16 protein-coding genes are annotated in these 18840 nt (G+C 44.3%); 12 read left to right on the top strand and 4 right to left on the bottom strand.

Going from position 1 to position 18840, the window contains the following annotated elements; all coding sequences use genetic code 11:
- The first annotated feature begins 416 nt into the window (after positions 1-416).
- The 3 genes from JGK39_RS26445 to JGK39_RS26435 all read left to right on the top strand — a co-directional run bounded on the left by JGK39_RS26445 (position 417) and on the right by JGK39_RS26435 (position 2646).
- Positions 417-1862: a response regulator gene (locus JGK39_RS26445; protein ID WP_293259618.1), complete on the top strand. Its 1446-nt coding sequence runs from the start codon at positions 417-419 to the stop codon at positions 1860-1862.
- 197 nt (positions 1863-2059) lie between these two features.
- Positions 2060-2455, top strand: a complete 396-nt coding sequence (locus JGK39_RS26440) for a response regulator (protein WP_293259616.1) — start codon at positions 2060-2062, stop codon at positions 2453-2455.
- Positions 2452-2646 carry a hypothetical protein gene (locus tag JGK39_RS26435; protein ID WP_293259614.1) on the top strand — a complete coding sequence of 65 codons (195 nt, stop codon included), beginning with the start codon at positions 2452-2454 and terminating at the stop codon, positions 2644-2646. The genes JGK39_RS26440 and JGK39_RS26435 overlap by 4 nt, the downstream gene beginning before the upstream one ends.
- A 125-nt stretch (positions 2647-2771) precedes the next feature.
- Here JGK39_RS26435 and JGK39_RS26430 read toward each other — a convergent pair whose 3' ends face one another.
- Positions 2772-3521, bottom strand: coding sequence for a 4'-phosphopantetheinyl transferase superfamily protein (locus tag JGK39_RS26430; RefSeq protein ID WP_293259611.1), 750 nt, complete (start codon positions 3519-3521; stop codon positions 2772-2774).
- A 50-nt stretch (positions 3522-3571) separates the two neighbouring features.
- Here JGK39_RS26430 and JGK39_RS26425 point away from each other — a divergent pair, with 50 nt between their 5' ends.
- The 4 genes from JGK39_RS26425 (at position 3572) to JGK39_RS26410 (ending at position 9314) form a co-directional block, all read left to right on the top strand.
- The gene (locus JGK39_RS26425; RefSeq protein ID WP_293259607.1) at positions 3572-3829 is read left to right on the top strand and encodes a hypothetical protein; all 258 of its coding nucleotides are present in this window, start codon (positions 3572-3574) and stop codon (positions 3827-3829) included.
- Between the two features lie 850 nt (positions 3830-4679).
- The gene (locus tag JGK39_RS26420) at positions 4680-7457 is read left to right on the top strand and encodes an ATP-binding protein (RefSeq protein ID WP_293259604.1); all 2778 of its coding nucleotides are present in this window, start codon (positions 4680-4682) and stop codon (positions 7455-7457) included.
- Positions 7458-7587: 130 nt separating this feature from the next.
- Positions 7588-7980 (top strand): response regulator, encoded by a 393-nt coding sequence (locus JGK39_RS26415; protein ID WP_293259601.1) that lies wholly within the window; start codon positions 7588-7590, stop codon positions 7978-7980.
- The gene (locus tag JGK39_RS26410) at positions 7977-9314 is read left to right on the top strand and encodes an adenylate/guanylate cyclase domain-containing protein (RefSeq protein WP_293259598.1); all 1338 of its coding nucleotides are present in this window, start codon (positions 7977-7979) and stop codon (positions 9312-9314) included. Before JGK39_RS26415 ends, JGK39_RS26410 begins: the two co-directional genes overlap by 4 nt.
- 211 nt (positions 9315-9525) lie before the next feature.
- Here the strand turns inward: JGK39_RS26410 and JGK39_RS26405 are convergent, their stop codons facing one another.
- Positions 9526-10839 carry a dihydroorotase gene (locus JGK39_RS26405; RefSeq protein WP_293259595.1) on the bottom strand — a complete coding sequence of 438 codons (1314 nt, stop codon included), beginning with the start codon at positions 10837-10839 and terminating at the stop codon, positions 9526-9528.
- Positions 10840-11037: 198 nt separating this feature from the next.
- Positions 11038-12399, bottom strand: a complete 1362-nt coding sequence (locus tag JGK39_RS26400) for a histidine phosphatase family protein (protein ID WP_293259592.1) — start codon at positions 12397-12399, stop codon at positions 11038-11040.
- Positions 12400-12774: 375 nt separating this feature from the next.
- Between JGK39_RS26400 and JGK39_RS26395 the strand changes: the two genes are divergently transcribed.
- The 5 genes from JGK39_RS26395 (at position 12775) to JGK39_RS26375 (ending at position 16994) form a co-directional block, all read left to right on the top strand.
- Positions 12775-14367 (top strand): type II CAAX endopeptidase family protein, encoded by a 1593-nt coding sequence (locus tag JGK39_RS26395; RefSeq protein WP_293259589.1) that lies wholly within the window; start codon positions 12775-12777, stop codon positions 14365-14367.
- 243 nt (positions 14368-14610) lie between these two features.
- Positions 14611-14823, top strand: a complete 213-nt coding sequence (locus JGK39_RS26390) for a hypothetical protein (protein ID WP_293259587.1) — start codon at positions 14611-14613, stop codon at positions 14821-14823.
- An 83-nt stretch (positions 14824-14906) separates the two neighbouring features.
- Entirely contained in the window at positions 14907-15254 is a 348-nt protein-coding gene (locus JGK39_RS26385) for an NINE protein (RefSeq protein ID WP_293259585.1), read from the top strand.
- A 221-nt stretch (positions 15255-15475) separates the two neighbouring features.
- Entirely contained in the window at positions 15476-16180 is a 705-nt protein-coding gene (locus JGK39_RS26380; RefSeq protein ID WP_293259582.1) for a helix-hairpin-helix domain-containing protein, read from the top strand.
- Between the two features lie 199 nt (positions 16181-16379).
- Positions 16380-16994, top strand: coding sequence for a hypothetical protein (locus JGK39_RS26375; RefSeq protein ID WP_293259579.1), 615 nt, complete (start codon positions 16380-16382; stop codon positions 16992-16994).
- A gap of 750 nt (positions 16995-17744) precedes the next feature.
- Here the strand turns inward: JGK39_RS26375 and JGK39_RS26370 are convergent.
- On the bottom strand, positions 17745-18840 hold a 1096-nt coding region (locus JGK39_RS26370), incomplete at its 5' end, for an RNA-guided endonuclease TnpB family protein (protein ID WP_293322488.1).

Raw genomic sequence — 18840 nt, 5'->3', positions numbered from 1 at the left:
TCACTTGAATACCCCATTTCTCACCTCAATTTACTCAAATTCACCTACTCTGCCTTGATTCTACGCTATCGCCCAAAGATCTCAAATGGGTTCTATAAGTGAGAAACCAGGCTGCTTTCAAAAATCCTCGGTTGAGCAACAATAAATACAGTCATACACCGGGTGGATGAGCGTTTAGTGCCTAGCGTCCTCTCTTCAGAGAACAGTCTCATAGGATTTTCCATTTTTCGATTTGAGATTTGAGATTCGTAATGACTGGCATGAGGGTTCGGATATCGCATAGAGTGGCATTGTTTTTTTGAACTGGTATCAGTTGAGGGAAAGTCGCGACTATCTTGGCAAATCAGTTCAACTGCGGTAAAATAGTGATTTTAATTGACAGCTCTAAAAAATAACACAAGAGAGTTTAAGCGATCGTGAGCAGCCAGCAAATAGTCCCACCAACGGCGAATATTCTTGTAGTTGACGACACTCCAGCTAATTTGCGCCTTCTCGCTGGCATTTTGACAGAACAAGGGTACAATGTTAGACCCGCACGGGATGGAAACCAAGCTATATCAATTGCCCAAACCGTTGCTTTGGATTTGATTTTGCTGGATATTAATATGCCGGTGATGGACGGCTATCAAGTCTGCGAAAAGCTCAAAGCGGACGATCGCACTCGCGGCATACCCGTGATCTTCATCAGTGCCTTGAGCGATGTACTGGATAAAATCAAAGCTTTTGGCGTCGGTGGAGTAGACTACATTACCAAACCTTTTCAAGTAGAAGAAGTTTTGGCTCGTGTCGCAACTCACTTGAGTTTACAAAATCTGCAAAAGAATTTGCAATCAAAAAATGATGAGCTAGCGGAAACTAATGAAAGATTGAATGCTACTTTGCTAGAATTAAAAGCTACTCAAACCGAACTAATTTATTCAGAAAAAATGGCAGCCTTGGGACAATTAATTGCAGGAATTGCTCACGAAATCAATACTCCATTGGGAGCAATTCGCTCTTCGGCGGGAAACATTTTTAAGTTTTTAGAGCAATCTCTACAGCAGTTGCCAGCACTGTTTCAATCTTTATCTATAGAAGAAGCGGAAAGTTTTTTAGCATTAATCAATAGGTCGCTCCAAGAAAAACCCAGTTTCTCTGCCAAAGAAGACCGCAAAGTGAAAAGGCTTTTTATCAGTCAATTTAAATCAGAAAAAGTTGCAATACCCGAGGATTTGGCTGATACGATTGTGGACATGAGAATTTATGACAAAATAGAGCCTTTTTTGCCACTGTTAAAAAGACCTGATAGTTTATATATCTTAGACAGTGCTTATAAAATTTCCGGTATGCAAAGAGGTATGCAAACCATAGCAATAGCAGCAGATAGAGCGGCAAAAATAATATTTGCTCTCAAAGAATACACAGGAGGTCAACCGTCGAGCGAGAGGAGTTTAGCCAAGATAGCTGATGGCATCGAAACGGTGTTGACTCTCTATCACAATCAAATCAAAAATCGAGTGAATGTAGTGCTGAACCTTCCAGAACTACCCCCTGTACTTTGCTATCCTGACGAACTCAATCAGGTGTGGACAAATATCGTCCACAATGCTTTGCACGCTATGGACTATCAAGGTACTTTAACTATTGATGCGATGGAGGAAGATGAGCAGATAAAGATTACGATGACTGACACAGGCAAAGGAATACCTTTTGACATTCAACAGAAAATATTTGAGCCTTTTTTTACTACGAAATCTTTAGGGGAAGGCAGCGGTTTAGGGTTGCATATTGTTAAGCAAATAATTGACAAACATCAAGGTAAAATAGAAGTAAAATCACTTCCCGGACAAACCACGTTTACAGTTTATTTGCCGAGGAATTAGTAGCACGAAACTGAAGTCATACCATTTTAGATTTTAGATTTTAGATTGGGAATGACTGATGACTATCAGGGTTTGAATCGCGGGCATGCAGTTGCATTCCTTTTTAAAACAGGTGTTACGGATCGACGGATCGCTATTTCTTTCTCTTTCTCCCAATTCCCACTTCCCAAATCACAATTTTTCCTGTTAAAGTTAAAATGCCTAAACCAGTAATTTTATGTGTTGATGATGAAATCGCTGTATTGGAGAGTCTCAAAGTGCAACTCAAGTCAGCTTTTGGTACTGAATATTCTTATGAACTGGCCGAAAATGCCCTCGATGCTCTCGAAATGCTAGAGGAGCTTACTGAAGATGATACTCCAGTTCTGGTGATTGTATCAGATTGGTTAATGCCGGGGATGAAGGGGGACGATCTGCTGATTCACATCCACCAAAAATTCCCGAAAATCGTAAAAGTAATGCTGACAGGTCAAGCTGATGAAGCTGCTATTGCGAGGGTAAAAAAGGAAGCAAATCTTCATTCGTGCTTGTATAAGCCTTGGTTGGAATCGGAATTAATTGAGATTATTAAATCTGGGCTGAAAACAATATGAGGCAAGAATTAATTATGGGGCTGACTGTGAGCAAACTGCGATCGCAAGTCTTAATTAATATTCCGGGGAAGCATTACTACTTTGCGATCGCACTTCACGTCCAAGTCTTGGCCAAACATTTAGGTATTGCACTAAACAACTGTTTGATCGTTCGGACTTCAGTCCTCTCTTTGAATGTGAAGAAGGACTAAAGTCCTCACTACGAACCTTTTTAGAAGGACTAAAGTCCTCACTACGAACCTTTTTAGAAGGACTAAAGTCCTCACTACGAACCTGAAGAAGGACTAAAGTCCTGACTGCGAACCGGACTTCAAAACTACTCTGTCCACTCCCAATAATGAAGTTTCATACAATCTCCTGCCACCGCAACAGCGCCCACCATATCTGAACCTGGAATTAATTCAATTAAAGACCATTTCGATGCTTCTTCGGGGTTTTGTTCAACATTTAACAGCGCTGCTGGTTCTCCTGGTGCGAGGCTGACATCAAACTGATTCAGGGGAATAGATAGTCCTTTGCCGACTGCTTTGATGTAGGCTTCTTTCCGAGTCCAGCAGGTGAAAAAAGCTTGGTTTTGGAGATATTCGGAGAGAGAACGCAGCACCGTATTTTCTAATGGTGAAAAAAACTTTTCCGCAATTTCTAGACAAGGAAAGTTGGGATTGATGCGTTCAATATCGATGCCAATATCTCGATTTTTGGTAATTGCAATTACTCCAAGTTCGTGAGAGTGAGATAAATTGAAACCCAGGGTATCTCCAGCTTGGGGGACGATGAGTGAGGGTTTGCCGTAGGGGTTGTATTCAAAGCGTAGAAGGCTGGGATTTAGGTGCAGATAGCGACTCAGAATTGCTCTCAGCGCGCCGCGACTTACGATAAATTGATCTCGACCTTTTGGAAAGTGGAAACGCTCTGCTTTTGTCTGTTCGTCGGTAGAGAGAGTCTGTTGTAAACTCTGCAAGCAAGACGCTGTTTGAGCCAGAGAGACCCGCCAAACATGAATTTCGTTGATGTCTAATGTGAGGTTTTGCGGTGGGGAATTCCACGAAGGAACAACATCAGTCATGTATTTGCCCCTTTTTTTGGGCTTGGTGGGTCAAAACATTGTCTCTGGCGATGAGACTATCGATCGAAGTATGGGGCGAAAAGGCGGCGGGAGTTGTTTTCTGGGCAGGCGTGTTTTTCGAGGTGAAATTGCCAATTACAGAGGATTGTACCATGAGAGGCGCTAATTTTTTGATTGAGTCTCGCGATCGCACTTGCACGCATCGCACGAGTCTCGATCTTATTTTGTATGAGCTAGATTGCACAGAGCGATCGCACCTTTTTACTGTCAGCGACCTGAAAAAGCCAAATTTAAGCCAATTGGCTTAAACAATTAAGACAAATTGCTAATGTATGTGTTCCCAAAGACGAATATCTTTATTTCAGATCTCAGGTCAAAAATCCGGAATATTTAGTGTTTGTTTTGCACTCAAAATCTGGATATCCGCTCCCAAGTTCCCTTTAACATAATTACGTTTTTCCCGTTTTTATCGCAAAAAAAAAGTAGCTTTAGGGGGGGGCAAGGATATATTTATTTTTCCTGGGAGCGATCGGGGGCAACGCTGCTGCTCAGCTCGCATCTACAATTTAACAACTTAGGACTCAGCCCAAAAAGTGGTTTTACACGCTACTCATGGCGGCAAGTAAGGTGATGCACGGGACACCCTACATCTAGAAGTTCTGCGTCCAGGACAGGAACTGCAACAAATTCCCAAAAATCCGGATATTCACTCTATTTTGTTGTAAAATTAATTACAGTTGTTTTCCTTTGATTCATTTTGTCAAATAAACTGCGAGCCTGATAGCAAATATCAAGGATTTGTGAAATTTTTTGTAGGTGCGATCGCCAGGAGAACTGCCTGCGGATTTACAGCATCATTTTTTTGACAGCACTGAGGAAAAGGGAAATACTGTCTGGCGATGCTTGCGAGTAGGCATCCAAATTTTTAAGGTGGATGTCGGCCACCTACAGTAGTAGTTGTCACTACAATCAATCAAGAAGTATTAGATGGCGCGATCGCTGTTTGCACAGGATTTGCTATAATGCAGCGGAAAGTCGTGGTCTGTATTATAGCACTGCTAAATTCAAAATCAGGGTGCTGGAATAACAAATCATAACTTGTTGGGTGCAACTAATTAAATCCAGAAAGTATTTCCTAAGCAACAAGTTTTTCCAAGCATGACTACTCCCTCAAACATCAAAGTTTTAAAACCAACCAAATCTGGTGGCTCAGAGGCGGTAAAAGCAGTTCGCTCCCTCCCTTTGCGAACAGTGCTGATAGTTCCCTTCGTCTTGCAAATCTTCGCAGCAGTGGGAGTTGTGGGCTATTTGTCATTTCGCAACGGACAGCAAGCTGTTAACGAAGTTGCTACCAAATTGCAGCAAGAAATTAGCGATCGCATCTCCGAACGAGTCCAAGCATACATGACATTTCCCCACCAATTAAATCAATTCAAAGCCAATGCTTTTGAACTCGGAGATCTCAACTTGCAAGACACTCCCAGAATACAGCGCCACTTCTGGAAGCAACTGCAAACTTTTGACACAGTAAGCGTTACCTATATTGCGACTCCCGGCGGAGATTTTATTGCCGCGCGGCGCACGAATGAGGGAAATTTTTTATTGCAAGAACGCAGCGAACTTACAGACGGCAACATGAATTATTATGCTGCAAACAACCGGGGCGAACCGACTAACTTAGTTAAAGTAAAACCTAAATTTGACCCGCGAATTCGTCCCTGGTACACAGCAGCAAGCGAAGCACAAACGGCAACTTGGAGCAAAATTTACGCCGACTTTACCAGCAAAGGACTCGGAATTACAGCGGCGCAACCGTTATACGACGAATCGGGACAGTTGCAGGCAATTTTCGGCACTGATTTGCTGTTTTCGCGAGTTAACGAGTTCCTCCAGAAGTTAAAAATTGGCAAATCTGGGCAGACATTTATTATAGAGCGATCGGGCGAATTAATTACGACATCAACTCAAGATCCGGTATATCTAATCAAGGGTGAAGATACAGAAAGAATTCAGGCAACGGCTAGCCAAAACGCCGCCATCAGCCTCACTACTAAATACCTGCAAGAACACTTTGGGAACCTCAACAACATTCAGCAAACCCAACAGCTTAGCTTGAACATTAAAGACGAGCTACAATTCATGCAAGTTACTCCCCTCAAAGATGATAAAGGTTTGGACTGGCTGATTGTAGTAATTATTCCAGAATCAGATTTCTTGGAACAGATTAATGCCAACAACAAAACTACAGTTTTGCTGTGCATTGCAGCCTTTGCAGCAGCTATAATTGTCGGCGTACTAACAGCCAGATGGGTAACAAAGCCAATTTTACATTTGAATGAAGCAGCAAAAAATATTACCAAAGGTAAGTGGGGAAAAACTGTAGAAATAAACCGCAATGATGAAGTAGGCGAACTTGCAAACTCATTTAAAAGTATGGCAGAACAACTGCAATTTTCTTTTGAGGAAATGCAAAATTTAAACGCCGAATTATCCGAGAGTAAAAGTCGGCTCAACCAAATTTTAGAAGCCGTGCCGGTCGGGATATTTGTAGCAGAACCCAGCGGTAAACCTTATTACGTTAATTCTCGGGCTCAATCCTTGCTTGGAAAAGGTATAGTTGACGATATCAAATCCGCAGAAATTGGAGAGGTATATCAAATTTATCTCGCCGATAGCGGGGAAATCTATCCTCAAGAAAAAGACCCGATACTTTGTGCTTTTCGAGGGGCAAGTGTCAACGCTGACGACATAGAAATTCACCAGCAAAACAGGACTATTCCGATCGAAGTTTGGGGAACGCCAATTTATGATGAAAAGGGGAATGTGAATTATGCGATCGCAGCTTTTGCAGACATTACCCAACGCAAAGAATCTGAGAAATTAGTAGCAGAATACAACCGCAATCTCGAAGTTCAAGTTAGTGAAAGGACGCAAGAACTCAGTACAGCATTAGACCACCTACAAACCACCCAACAAGAGTTAGTTCATTCAGAAAAGATGGCTGCTTTAGGACAATTAGTGGCGGGAGTCGCCCACGAACTAAATACTCCGCTGGGTGCGATAAGATCCAGTGCCGGAAATATGAGCAAATTCTTGGGACAAACCCTCTCCAACTTGCCTGCACTTTTTCAATCGTTTTCTCCCGAAGAAGCCGATACTTTCTTCATGTTACTAAATCAATCGCTGCAAAAAGATATAACGTTGACAGCCAAAGAAGAAAGGAAATTAAAGCGAACTTTAGTCGGTCAACTCGAAGATGAAAACATTGACGAAGCCGATGATATCGCCGACACCTTAGTAGACATGGGCATTTATGAAGCCGATGACTTTTTGTCTCTGCTGCAAAAACCAGAGCGCGATTTGATCTTAGACATGGCTTACAAACTCACAGAAATCCAGCGCGGAACCCAAACAATTAATACCGCAACGGATCGAGCATCAAAAGTCGTCTTTGCCCTGAAAAATTATGCGCGGCATGACTCTTCAGAAGTGATGATTCAATCGGATTTAGTTGAAGGCATAGAAACCGTACTTACCCTTTATCAAAACAACCTGAAACACGGGGTAGAAGTATTGCGAAACTTCCAACAAATTGAACCTGTACTCTGCTACCCCGATCAACTAAATCAGGTGTGGACAAATCTCATACATAATGCCCTGCAAGCAATGGACAATAAAGGCACATTAACTCTGGATGTCTTTCAAGAAAGCAATCGTGTCAAAGTCGCAGTCACCGATAGCGGTAAGGGAATTCCTGAAGAAGTTATTGCCCAAATCTTCGAGCCTTTCTTCACAACTAAGCCACCGGGTGAAGGCACAGGTTTAGGACTCGATATTGTCAGAAAAATCATTGAAAAACATCGCGGGACTATCGAAGTTGCATCGGTTCCTGGCAAAACCACTTTTACCGTTTCTATACCCGTCAATCCGGGATAAGCTAAGTAGCCAAGCATTGCCCGTATCGCTTCGGCAACTTGCGTTATGCGGGTTTTTACAGGCAGCGATCCCTACAAATCAGGGGATACATTCAAGAGTCAACAACGAACAATCGCTCTGAGCAAAAAATATGTCTAAACCGGTAATTCTGTGCGTTGACGACGAAAAAGTAGTTTTGAAAAGTCTCAAAACTCAACTAAAATCAGCCTTTGGCAATACCTACGTTTATGAATTAGCAGAAAATCCAGCCGAGGCCTTAGAATTGATAGATGAATTTAATGACGATGATACAACAATTATCTTGATTGTTTCTGATTGGTTGATGCCGGGAATGAAAGGAGATGAATTTCTCATTCGCGTCCATAAAAAGTTTCCAAAGATAGTGAAAGTGATGCTGACTGGTCAAGCAGATGAAGATGCTGTTCAAAGAGCTTTTGACGAAGCTGACTTGCACCGCTGTTTGCACAAACCTTGGTCGGAAGAAGAGTTAATCGAAACCATTAAAACGGCTTTATCGCTATGAGCAAACAAGTGATTATTTGCGTCGATGACGAAACCACGGTTCTCAAAAGCCTCAAAGCTGAATTAAAAGACGCTTTAGGCAATACTTACCGAATTGAAATTGCGGAAGGAGGCGAGGATGCTCTAGAGTTAGTTGCTGAATTAATGGCCGATGGAGAAGAGATTCCCTTAATTATCTCGGACTACGTGATGCCTGATATGAAAGGAGATGAATTGTTAAGGCGGGTTCACGAAATCTCTCCGAAAACTCTCAAGGTGATGCTAACAGGGCAGGCGACTATTGAAGCTGTGGGAAGTGCAATTAAGCACGCCAAACTATACCGCTTTATCGGCAAGCCTTGGCAAACTGAAGACTTAAAATTGACGGTGACAGAAGCCGTCCACAGCTACAGTCAGGATAAAAAACTAGCAGCACAAAATGCCGAACTCCGAAAAGTGAATGAGAGGTTAGAATTAGCCTTGGAACTGCAATCACAATTAACCAATGCTGCGAGACGGTTTGTGCCGAATGAATTTGTCTCGCTGCTGGGCCGTGACAGCTTAGTTGATATCAAACTCGGCGACAGCGTGGAAAAAGAAATGTCTGTCTTGTTTTCGGATATTCGGGATTTTACGACTCTTTCTGAGGGCATGACTCCTCAGGAAAATTTCAAGTTTATTAATTCTTATTTGAGCCGCATGGAGCCAACTATTATTGAAAATAATGGTTTTATTGATAAATACATTGGTGATGCAATTATGGCTTTGTTCGGTCACAGTGCCAGCGATGCTGTGAATGCTGGAATTTCTATGCTGCACCGTCTCGACGATTATAATAAACACCGCGTTAATGAGGGCTTTGCACCAATTAAAATTGGGATCGGTATCAATACGGGCAACCTGATGCTGGGAACAGTTGGGGGAACAACGAGGATGGACAGTACAGTGATTAGCGATGCGGTGAATTTAGCCTCCCGCGTGGAAACTATGACCAAAAGTTACGGGGTATCGATGTTAATTACTAACAATACTTTTTTACAGTTAAATGTCAGTGAATATCCGAAATATGCCATCAGAAATATTGGTCGAGTTAGAGTTAAAGGCAAATCAGAGTTGGTGACGATTCATGAAGTATTTGATGCCGATCCGCCGTTCGTGAAGGAGGGGAAGTTAGCAACTTTTAATATATTTTTAGAAGCTTTGTGGAACTACACTGCGAGCAAACATAAAGAAGCGGCACAATTGTTTGCTGAGTGCGTGCGTAAAAATCCGCTAGATTGCGTAGCGCAAAATTACCTAAAACGCTCTCAGGAAATGCAGTCAATATTGTCTGAGGGTAAGTCGGATTTTTTTTGATGGTAATGGGTAATATCATGTCCGATCGATTGACCCCAATAAGCAAGGTTTGATCGTTTGGACTTCAGTCCGCAGCATAAAGCGGACTGAAGTCCAAACGATCAAACTGTTTTTGTGATGGTAATCAACCGGACATGATATAATTGGGAATGGGTAATTGGTAATTGGGAATTTTCCCACTCTCCCACTCTCCCCCTCTCCCTTCTAACGGTCAATAAACCCAAGTTTGTAGAACTTTTCCGGCTATTTGCTGTCCCAACCAAGGTGTGTTTGCCGATCGCGACTTCAGACTCTGCCCCTCAACCGTCCAACTCATTTCTGGGTCGAACAAAATCAGCTCAGCAGAGACGCCCGGTGCCACCGTAGCGGGGGTTTGGCCGAGACAAACGGCGGGGCCTGTACTCAACACTCGCCACAGTTCTAAAGCGGAAAATTCACCAGTTTCTACGAGTCCGTGCCATAACAGAGGTAGCGCTAATTCTAAGCCGATCGCCCCTGGGGGACTATCAGCAAAAGCCACGGTTTTCTCTTCGTAGGTACGCGGATTGTGGTCGATCGCGATCGCATCAATCACCCCATCTTTCACAGCTTGAATTAAGGCTAATTGGTCGCTGCGATTGCCCAACGGCGGTTCGAGGTGTAAATTCGGATCGTAAGGAACCGAAGCCGTTAGAGCGTTTTTCCCGCCCGAATCTTGAGAGTTTCCAGAAATTGCGCCGACATTCAACAGCAAGTGCATCCAAGTGACACTCGCCGTCACCGGCAAATTCCGCGCCTTAGCATCTCGAATCAATTCCACGCTGCGGGCGGTGGAGACGCGCATGATGTGTACCGGAGTGCCCGCAGATGCCACCAACTCCAGGATTGCGGCCAAAGCGGATGTTTCGGCACTCGCGGGAATTCCCGGCAAACCCAAGCGCACGGAGACTGCACCTTCCCGCGCTGCGCCATTTCCGGCTAAAGTGCGATCGCACGGCCACAAAGCCACCGACTTGTTCAAAGGCTGGATATATTCAAGCAAACGCCTCACCAGAGCCGGATTAGACAGCGGCAAACCGTCCGCAAACCCCACTACCGGAGAGGAGGCCAGCTCCCCCAACTCGGCCATCTGCTGCCCTTTAACTCCCGCTGTCAGAGCGCCCCAAAAATACAAGCGGGGCAGCCCGGGTGACAAATTGCGGATGTGTTGCTGCAACAAAGCTAAACCGGCCAAATTGTCCGCGGGCGGCGAGGTATCGGGTAAAATTGCCACTCGCGTAAAACCGCCAGCCGCCGCTGCGTGCATTAAGGATTCTAGGGTTTCTCGTTCCTCAAAACCCGGTTCTCCGCTATGACTGTAGATATCGGCTAATCCTGGCCCTAAAATTAGTCCTCGGCAATTTCGGACTTCGGTGTCGGCGGGAATTTCGGTGATGTTTTCTTGGATTGCTTCGATCTGATTTTCGGTAATTAGAATATCAGCGGTGCGATCGATCTTTGAAACTGGATCTAGCACCCTTACATTTTGTAGCAGTTCGCGAGTCATAAATTAAGATTCCAACATAAAAGTTTAAACATTTCAGAACTTATCTCATGTCTCGTAACATAACCGTTATAAAGTTCGTAGTGAGGACTTTAGTCCTCTGATTTTCATGAGGACTGAAGTCCTCACTACAAACCTGTTCGTAGTGAGGACTTTAGTCCTCTGATTTTCATGAGGACTGAAGTCCTCACTACAAACCTATTAAAGTGCTCCGGCTGCTGTTTGATCGAAAACGCCGCCGCTTAAATGAGTTGTGATATTCATCGCCTGCAATACGGGCAAACCGTCGGGGCCGTGGGGATAATCGATTACGCTAACCGCGCCGTTTCCTTGTTTGAATTTCCAGAAATGTTCGGGTTTTAGACCGAATAGGTGGCAGAGGAGGGCTTTGTTGACGGCATCGTGAGCAACTACAATTCCTGTACCCGAAACTGATTTTACAATTTCTCGCCACGCTGCGATCGCCCGACTCCAAACTTGCTCCAAATTTTCTCCTTCGGGCATTTGCACGTTTTCAGGAGATGTTTTCCATTCTTCGAGCAAACCCGGATAGGATGCTTCTATTTCTGATTCAAATTTTCCTTCCCAAAGTCCGTGGCTAATTTCGCGCAATTCGTCGCGGAGTTCCAGTTGCAAATCGCCGTGATATTTCAGAATAATTTCGGCAGTTTCTTTCGGGCGCAGCATGGAACTGCTGATGGCAAAATCTAATTTTACATCTTTGAGAAATTCTGCGGCTTGCCGAGCTTGTTCGCGGCCGTTATCGTTGAGCGGTACGTCTATTTGTCCTTGAAATTTACCTGCTCTATTCCAGTCTGTTTCGCCGTGACGTACTAGCAACAAGCGCGGGCCGCTGTGTCCGTCCCTCGGTTTCGGGAAGATTTCTCCGGTATGGGCGGTTAAATTTAGCGATTCTAATTGAACTGCAATTTTTGGTTTTGGCTCTGTTTGCTCGTCGTTAGCTGCAGGAGAAGTTCCAAAATTGATGACGCTAATTCCGCAATTAGACTGTTGAATGGATTGGTAGTAACTCGGGGCAATTTCTGAGGCTGTAGCGATGAGGGCGCGGTTAATTCCGTTGTGACCTACTACTAGAATTGTACCAGAACTGTGGCGCGATACCAGCTCTTGCCAAAAATTGCGGGCGTTAGCAAAAATTGCCAATACTGGAAAGTGTTCGATTTCTCCTTCGGGGGAAGGGATTTTCATGGAAAATTTGTCTGGATGTTGTTGCCATTGCTGATATGCTTCGGGGAATTGGTCGATCGCCTCTTGACGCAGCATTCCTTCCCACAATGGCAAATCGATTTCCATCAATTTATCGGTTGGTTGGAGTTGTGGCGGATTTGTCAAGCGCGACAGGATGATTTCGGCTGTTTCTTTGGCTCGTTGCAGGGGACTTGTATAGGCGGCATCAAAGGTGATACTGCTCAGGATGTCGCCTACTTGCTTTGCGCCGGCGCGGCCTGCTTCTGTCAAAATTGATTTGTCGAGGCGGCCTTGGATGCGGCGTTCTTGATTGTATGTGCTTTTGCCGTGACGGACTAAGATAATGCGGGTCATTCGATTTTAGATTTTAGATTTTAGATTTTAGATTTAGCCTGTTACTGAGTCCGTGGCTGCTGGTGTACGCCTGATCTCATTGAAAAATCTCGTTTCTACCGTAGTCTCGATCCCCCTCGCATCCCCCTTAATAAGGGGGACTTTGAGCAGACTCTTGTCCCCCCCTTCTGAAGGGGGGCTAGGGGGGATCGAGGCTTAGTCGTCAAACTGTAGACCAATCCGGTGCGTACCTTACCCAGTCGAAGGGTACGACGCAAGTAAAAAAGATCAGCCAGTGAAATTTTACCAGTTGGGGGGATACTCTCGACTGCAACGACCTATGATTAAAGAACGGAAAGACTTAGCCACGGATTTGCGCGGGACGGAAAACCAGGAATGACACTGAAACGGATAATTTTAGGTATTTTAACGGCGATCGCGATCGCCCTGGTCGGTTTATCTTTACTTGCTAGTTGGAATGAGCCGCAAATTCAAAGCCGGCTGGAACTCTATCAGACAAATTTGCTGCTGCACGCCTCGGAGTGGGAAGGAGAAAATAATCAGAGTGCTAATTTAAGTTCGGCGCGCAACAATATTATCGGTTCCGATCCTTTAAATACAGCTTTGACGCAGTATAAAGACGCGCGGGATTCGACTCGAAAAACTCTCGAAACAACTCAAGCAGAATTCACAAAAAATCAGTCTGCCATCGCCTCCAAGTCTGAAGATAATACTCTGAATTTTGCTCAAAATAAGGCTTTGTCAGAGTCAATTAAGCAACAGTCAGCGCTGCTAAACGAACTTGACTTGCGATTGGGAATTTTGCAGGCTACCAGCGGCAAAACTGAGGAGGCGCTCCCAACTTGGAAAAGTGTAGTTGAGCGGTACAAAAATGAAATTGATGCCGATCCTTCCGTGGCAACTGCTCAGGTTTTAACGGGAATTTGGAGCAATCCGCCTCAACTTTTGCCCGATGCAGAGCCGCGCATTCAAAAGTCTTTGGATGGCTGGTTTCGCTATCGCGCGCTAGCTCAACTTTACAAGCTGCAAGAACGTTCTAAGGAGCTGGTGGCGCTGCAAGCTGCAGAGCAAGTAACGGCCGAGCAAGCTGTAGAAAAGTTGGCAGTTGTTGTTGGTGTTCCGGCGATCGCACTTTGTATTGGTACGGTTTTGCTGGTTGGTTTGATCGTGCAGTGGCTGTTGCAGCGGCAGCAGTTAGATAAGGCAAGTTCTGGGCCGCTGTTGGCGCGAAATTCTAGCTTGGCTTGGGATGTGCCTTGGGATGGCGAGATTGTTTGGCAGGTGCTGGTGGTCGGGTTTTTCTTTGTCGGGCAAATCTTGATTCCCTATTTGTTGCTGCCTGTTTCTCTGGCTGTTTTAAAACTGAATCCTGTTACTTTTGACCCGCGGGAAAAGGCTTTTTATATCTTTGCTACTTATTTGTTGCTGTCGGCTGGGGGGCTTTCGGTACTGTATTTTTCTGTCAAGTCTTTTTTGCCTTTACCTGATGGTTGGTTTCGGATTGATTGGCGGGGAAATTGGTTTTTGTGGGGGTTTGGCGGCTATTTTGTGGCTTTGCCTTTGGTGGTTGTGGTGTCGCTGATCAATCAGCAATTGTGGCAGGGACAAGGCGGCAGCAATCCGATTTTGCCGATCGTCCTTGAAGGTAGGGATAACGTGGCTCTGGCGGTGTTTTTCGGCACTGCTGCGATCGCCGCTCCGGTTTTTGAGGAAATCGTGTTTCGGGGCTTTCTACTGCCTTCTCTGACTCGCTATTTGCCTGTTTCTGGGGCGATCGCAGCTTCGGCTTTCTTGTTTGCGGTGGCTCACTTGAGTGTCTCTGAGATTCTGCCTTTGGCGACTTTGGGCGCAGTGTTGGGGTTTGTGTACACGCGATCGCGCAATCTCCTCGCCCCCATGCTTCTGCACAGTCTTTGGAATAGCGGAACTCTCCTGAGTCTGTTTCTTTTGGGCGGCGGCGCGGGTTAATTAGGGCGGTTGTTAATAATTGTGAATTAACCGGGTTTTTGTGACATTTACCGGCATTGTCTGCTGAGGTTGAATTTCGCGATCGCCCGGTCGCTTACTTTAACGGAAAAACTTGTTTTAAGATGGAAGTAATATCTTGTGGGTCGATCGATGGAAGGTTAGCCCGGGCGATCGCACCCAACCGAGCTTGACCATCCGGCTAATTTTTATGTTAATTTTAAGTAAGGATGAGGTTTCAACCCCATGAGCAATTTCAACAGCCACAAGTTAGAGGGAACGCCAAGTTGGATGCGTTTCACACCCTATGCAGCCCTAGGCATTTTAATATTTTCTTTCAATTCCGGTAGCGAACTCAATTATTTCTTGAGAGGCTACTCGGTCATTCTACAGGCTCAAGCCGGTATAGTTCTGCTGTATTTTGCGATGTCCAAGTTTCGCAAAAACCCAAATAAATGAGTAAAAATTAGTAATATTGCTTGCCTCGATCGCCTTCGTTGTCGATCGCGTTCGTTAAAGTAAAAAACTGGGGAAAGGGAAAAATGGTAAAAGATAGAACCGTAGCAGTTGTTGTAGCTTTCTTTATCGGAGGTTTCGGAGGCCACAAATTTTATTTGGGGAACAATGTAGCAGGAGTATTTTATTTGCTCTTTTCCTGGACATTAATTCCTTCACTATTCGCATTTTTTGATTTTATCGGGCTGCTGTTGATGTCGGAGCAAGCTTTTCAGCTACAGTACAATGGCGGAATGTTGCCGTCTGGGTATGCCCTCAGAGGGGCAAAAGATGTCACAGGGGCGATCGCAGAATTGAAAGGACTTTACGATATGGGCGCAATTACCGCCGAAGAATATGAAGAAAAACGCCAAAAACTGCTGCGGGAATTGTAGTCAGCAGTCATTAGTCAGTAGTCATTAGTCATTAGTCATTAGGAAGAAGAGAATCCACGGTTAACAGGATTTACGCACAAATTCTTATATGTAGTAGGGTTCGCCCACAAGTACCTTACCCCTATGAGTAGCGTGTCAAACCACTTTTTGCATAAGTCATGTACGAAAAGGGTGAGATTTAAATAAGAGTCAAATAACAGTCGATAGAGGATAGAACTAAAGTGTCTCAAGAGTTATACTGGCTGCGTCAAACTCCAAACTGGGTGTGGTATTCTTTTATTCCGTATTTCGGCGGATTGGCGATCGCCTATGCAGGGCAAAAAACAAATATTCGCAGTTGGATGGGATGGGGTATTGGCATTACTTTAGCAGCACTAGCGCTATCTTCTTCAGCTAATTTCGGCACCCTCGTTTGGATCGCTCAAATTGTCACAGCCTTTGCTTTGAAAAAGCGCTATCTCATCAAAACCGCACCCCGAGGCTTGCTGGTTCCTGCAACTGCGACAAATGCCCAAGAATTAGCCAACGTGCGCGGCAAAATAGATATTAACGAGTGCACCAAAGATGATATGGTCAGAATCTTGGGTTTGCCGATCGTCTACGCTAACGATATTGAATCTTTGCAAAACGAAGGCTATCTTTTTACCCACGCCGAAGAGTTATCCGAAATCGCCGGAGTTCCCGAAAGTCACGTCAGACGCATCGCCCCGATGATTTGCTTCAGTTACAATTATCAAAAAGAATCCCAATTTACTTGGAAACGGTTAAATATTCTTTCGCCGGAAGAGTTGATCCAAAGCGGTTTAGATCGCGTTGTTGCGGAAACAATAGTTAGAGAAAGGCAGATCAAAGGCGCATACAAATCAGTTGTTGATGTCAAGCGGCGGACGGGATTACCTTTTGATTCATACCGCCATATTTGTTAATTGGTAGTTTTCCTAGATAGCTAGTCCTAGGGTGTGTCGCTATCCACCATCTTTAAAAAAAACCGACAATCTAACAGGGCGACGCACCTCGGATATTCAATGAACCTCTAGTCGCAGGGTGTGTCGCTATCCACCATCTTTAAAAAAAACCGACAATTTAAATAGCATCGAGGTAATTTACGTAAAAGCGAGCTTAGTTATGACTCACCTTCAAAAACTGGGTGGCATCGCGGCATTCATCAATGTCATTGTGGTGATGGCAACATTGGCTACAGTAATTTTTTTAATTGGATTTTCGGCGATCGCCGATCCGAGTAAATTAATAGACTTAGCAATCCATAACCCTACACCGCTGCTGATCCAGGATGGCTTAAAGTTGGTCTCAGCAGGAATTTCTACTGTGCTGATTTTGGCCTTAGGAAACTATTTACAGTGTGACACTCCGGGCTTGCTCTCAGTTGCAACTAAGTTTGGCTTCCTCTCCGTTTTGTGCTTAGTCGGTAATGCTATTCTCAGTTTGTATGCGATTTTCCAGGCTTCTACCTATGACCGAGCAGCATCATCTAGTAACCATCTCCACAACATGATTGGCATTCTAGCGGTGGCGGCAATCAGCCTGGATGGTTTGTGGTTTTTGTTGATGAGTTGGACAGCACTCAAAAGCCAGAAGCTACCCAATTTCTTATGTTATCTGGGCTTAGGAATGGGGATTCTTAGTCTGGTGCCACCTCTAGGAATAATTGTGTTAATGTTGAGTATGGTATGGTCAGTGTGGATGGGACAAGTGTTGTTGAAAGAGGAGTCAACGGGCTAACAATAATCCTCAGACGAGGAGACGATCGAATGCTATTGGCTGAACTCATGTCACAAATCCAGGATATTCCAAAAATTGGCAAGCTTCGGTTGATGCAGTTTCTTGCAACAGTCGTAGGGTGTGTCGCTATCCACCATCTTTAAAAAAAACCGACAATCTCAATAGCGACCCACCTCGAATATTCAATGAACCTATAGTAGTAGGGTGTGTCGCTATCCACCATCTTTAAAAAAAACTGAATAATTGTGAGGTTTGTTTCCTCCACGCGCTATGTAAGGTGGATCGTCATGAGATTTGCGATTGAGTCCGAGAGATTAAAAATGGATCCACACCCTACGAAGACTGTCAACTCTCAACTCTCAACTAAGGTGCGGATCCATCAGATTGGCGATTGAATCAGAGAGATTAAAAATGGATCCACACCCTACGAAAACTCAATTGAGTGAGGTACGGGGGCGATCAATTCCAGATCAGATTGTCATTCACAGACATATCTTGAAAATATCTGCGTTAATCTGTGTTAATCTGCCTTAATCTGCGGTTTTCCTATCAATCAAAAATTTAGGAAATAACTCTACCCATTACCTTCTCATTCCCAACCGTACAGCACTGTTGCCGAGAAAGGCTGTAGTATGGCAAAAAGCCCGATCGCGCATATCCCAGTCCTCTACCTTAAATGAACCCGCTGACCAAATCTCCCCAGCAGGGCGATCGCAAAATTATTAAAAAAACTATTTATACTCTTGACATTTACACAAAATAATGATACTGAACTACCCACGCTAAATCGAAGCGATTATAGCGTGGGCTTCTGTACTCACAGGCGAATGCCGCCCTAATGTTTGTTGCTGCATTACCATCGCGATCGTGTCGAGTACCGCAGTGAGGGCAAGTCCATTGTCTCATATTTAGCGGTAATTTATCAATTTGGTAATAACAATTAGAGCAGAGTTTAGAGCTAGGGAACCAACGGTCAATTTCAACCAACTTACCACCTTTTTTCTCTAGCTTGTAACCTAGGAGATTAGTGAAAGTTCCCCAACTAACATCAGAAATTGCTTTAGCTAAATTATGATTGCGTACCATGCCTTTGACATTAAGATTTTCTACTACGACAACTTGGTTTTCATTGACGAGCTTTCTTGATAATTTATGTAGGAAATCTTGACGGGAGTTGGCAACCCGTTCGTACACTTTAGCTACTATTTTTCTGGCTTTTCTTCTTGAATTGCTTCCTTTTTGTTTTTTAGCTAGCTTTTGCTGCTTACGTTTCAGGTTTTTTTCGTGTCTGGCTAAATGTCGAGGATTGTCATACTTGGATATTTTGCAACCATTGCTGGCAATCGCAAAATGAGTCAACCCTAGGTCAATCCCAATTACTTTACCCTCGGTTGAAAGCGCTGGATTCTCACCCTCAGATTCTGTTAATATTGATGCAAAGTATTTACCAGAAGGATCTCTGCTTATTGTTACAGTCTTGATTGTTCCTTCTATATTTCTGTGCAATTTAGCCTTAACTTTGCCCACTTTGCCCGGAAACTGAACAATTCCTTCTAGGACTTTGACATTTTGAGGATATTGAATTGACTGCTTGCGATGTTTTGACTTGTAACGCGGAAACCTGGCACGACCTGCAAAGAAGTTCTTATAGGCAGTGGTTAGATTAAGCGTCGTTGCCTGCAAAACTTGACTGTAACATTCGGACAACCAGAGTGTTTCTGTTTCTTTTTTGAGCTGAGGTAGTAAGGCATTAAGTGCTGACTGACCAAGGCTTTTGCCAGTTTCTTTGTAAGTCTCAATTGACTTATTTAGAGCATAATTCCACCACCAGCGGGTGCAGCCAAAG

It is taken from the genome of Microcoleus sp. PH2017_12_PCY_D_A (genome assembly GCF_020738565.1).
Classification (GTDB): domain Bacteria; phylum Cyanobacteriota; class Cyanobacteriia; order Cyanobacteriales; family Microcoleaceae; genus Microcoleus.
Note: the sequence above shows the minus strand (reverse complement) of the source record. Positions and strands in the feature narration are given on the sequence as shown.

Coding starts and splice junctions, on each gene's coding strand:
- JGK39_RS26410 (WP_293259598.1), top strand. CDS start 7,977: ATGAGCAAACAAGTGATTATTTGCGTCGATGACGAAACCACGGTTCTC.
- JGK39_RS26390 (WP_293259587.1), top strand. CDS start 14,611: ATGAGCAATTTCAACAGCCACAAGTTAGAGGGAACGCCAAGTTGGATG.
- JGK39_RS26395 (WP_293259589.1), top strand. CDS start 12,775: ATGACACTGAAACGGATAATTTTAGGTATTTTAACGGCGATCGCGATC.
- JGK39_RS26415 (WP_293259601.1), top strand. CDS start 7,588: ATGTCTAAACCGGTAATTCTGTGCGTTGACGACGAAAAAGTAGTTTTG.
- JGK39_RS26430 (WP_293259611.1), bottom strand. CDS start 3,521: ATGACTGATGTTGTTCCTTCGTGGAATTCCCCACCGCAAAACCTCACA.
- JGK39_RS26440 (WP_293259616.1), top strand. CDS start 2,060: ATGCCTAAACCAGTAATTTTATGTGTTGATGATGAAATCGCTGTATTG.
- JGK39_RS26435 (WP_293259614.1), top strand. CDS start 2,452: ATGAGGCAAGAATTAATTATGGGGCTGACTGTGAGCAAACTGCGATCG.
- JGK39_RS26425 (WP_293259607.1), top strand. CDS start 3,572: ATGAGACTATCGATCGAAGTATGGGGCGAAAAGGCGGCGGGAGTTGTT.
- JGK39_RS26385 (WP_293259585.1), top strand. CDS start 14,907: ATGGTAAAAGATAGAACCGTAGCAGTTGTTGTAGCTTTCTTTATCGGA.
- JGK39_RS26375 (WP_293259579.1), top strand. CDS start 16,380: ATGACTCACCTTCAAAAACTGGGTGGCATCGCGGCATTCATCAATGTC.
- JGK39_RS26420 (WP_293259604.1), top strand. CDS start 4,680: ATGACTACTCCCTCAAACATCAAAGTTTTAAAACCAACCAAATCTGGT.
- JGK39_RS26405 (WP_293259595.1), bottom strand. CDS start 10,839: ATGACTCGCGAACTGCTACAAAATGTAAGGGTGCTAGATCCAGTTTCA.
- JGK39_RS26400 (WP_293259592.1), bottom strand. CDS start 12,399: ATGACCCGCATTATCTTAGTCCGTCACGGCAAAAGCACATACAATCAA.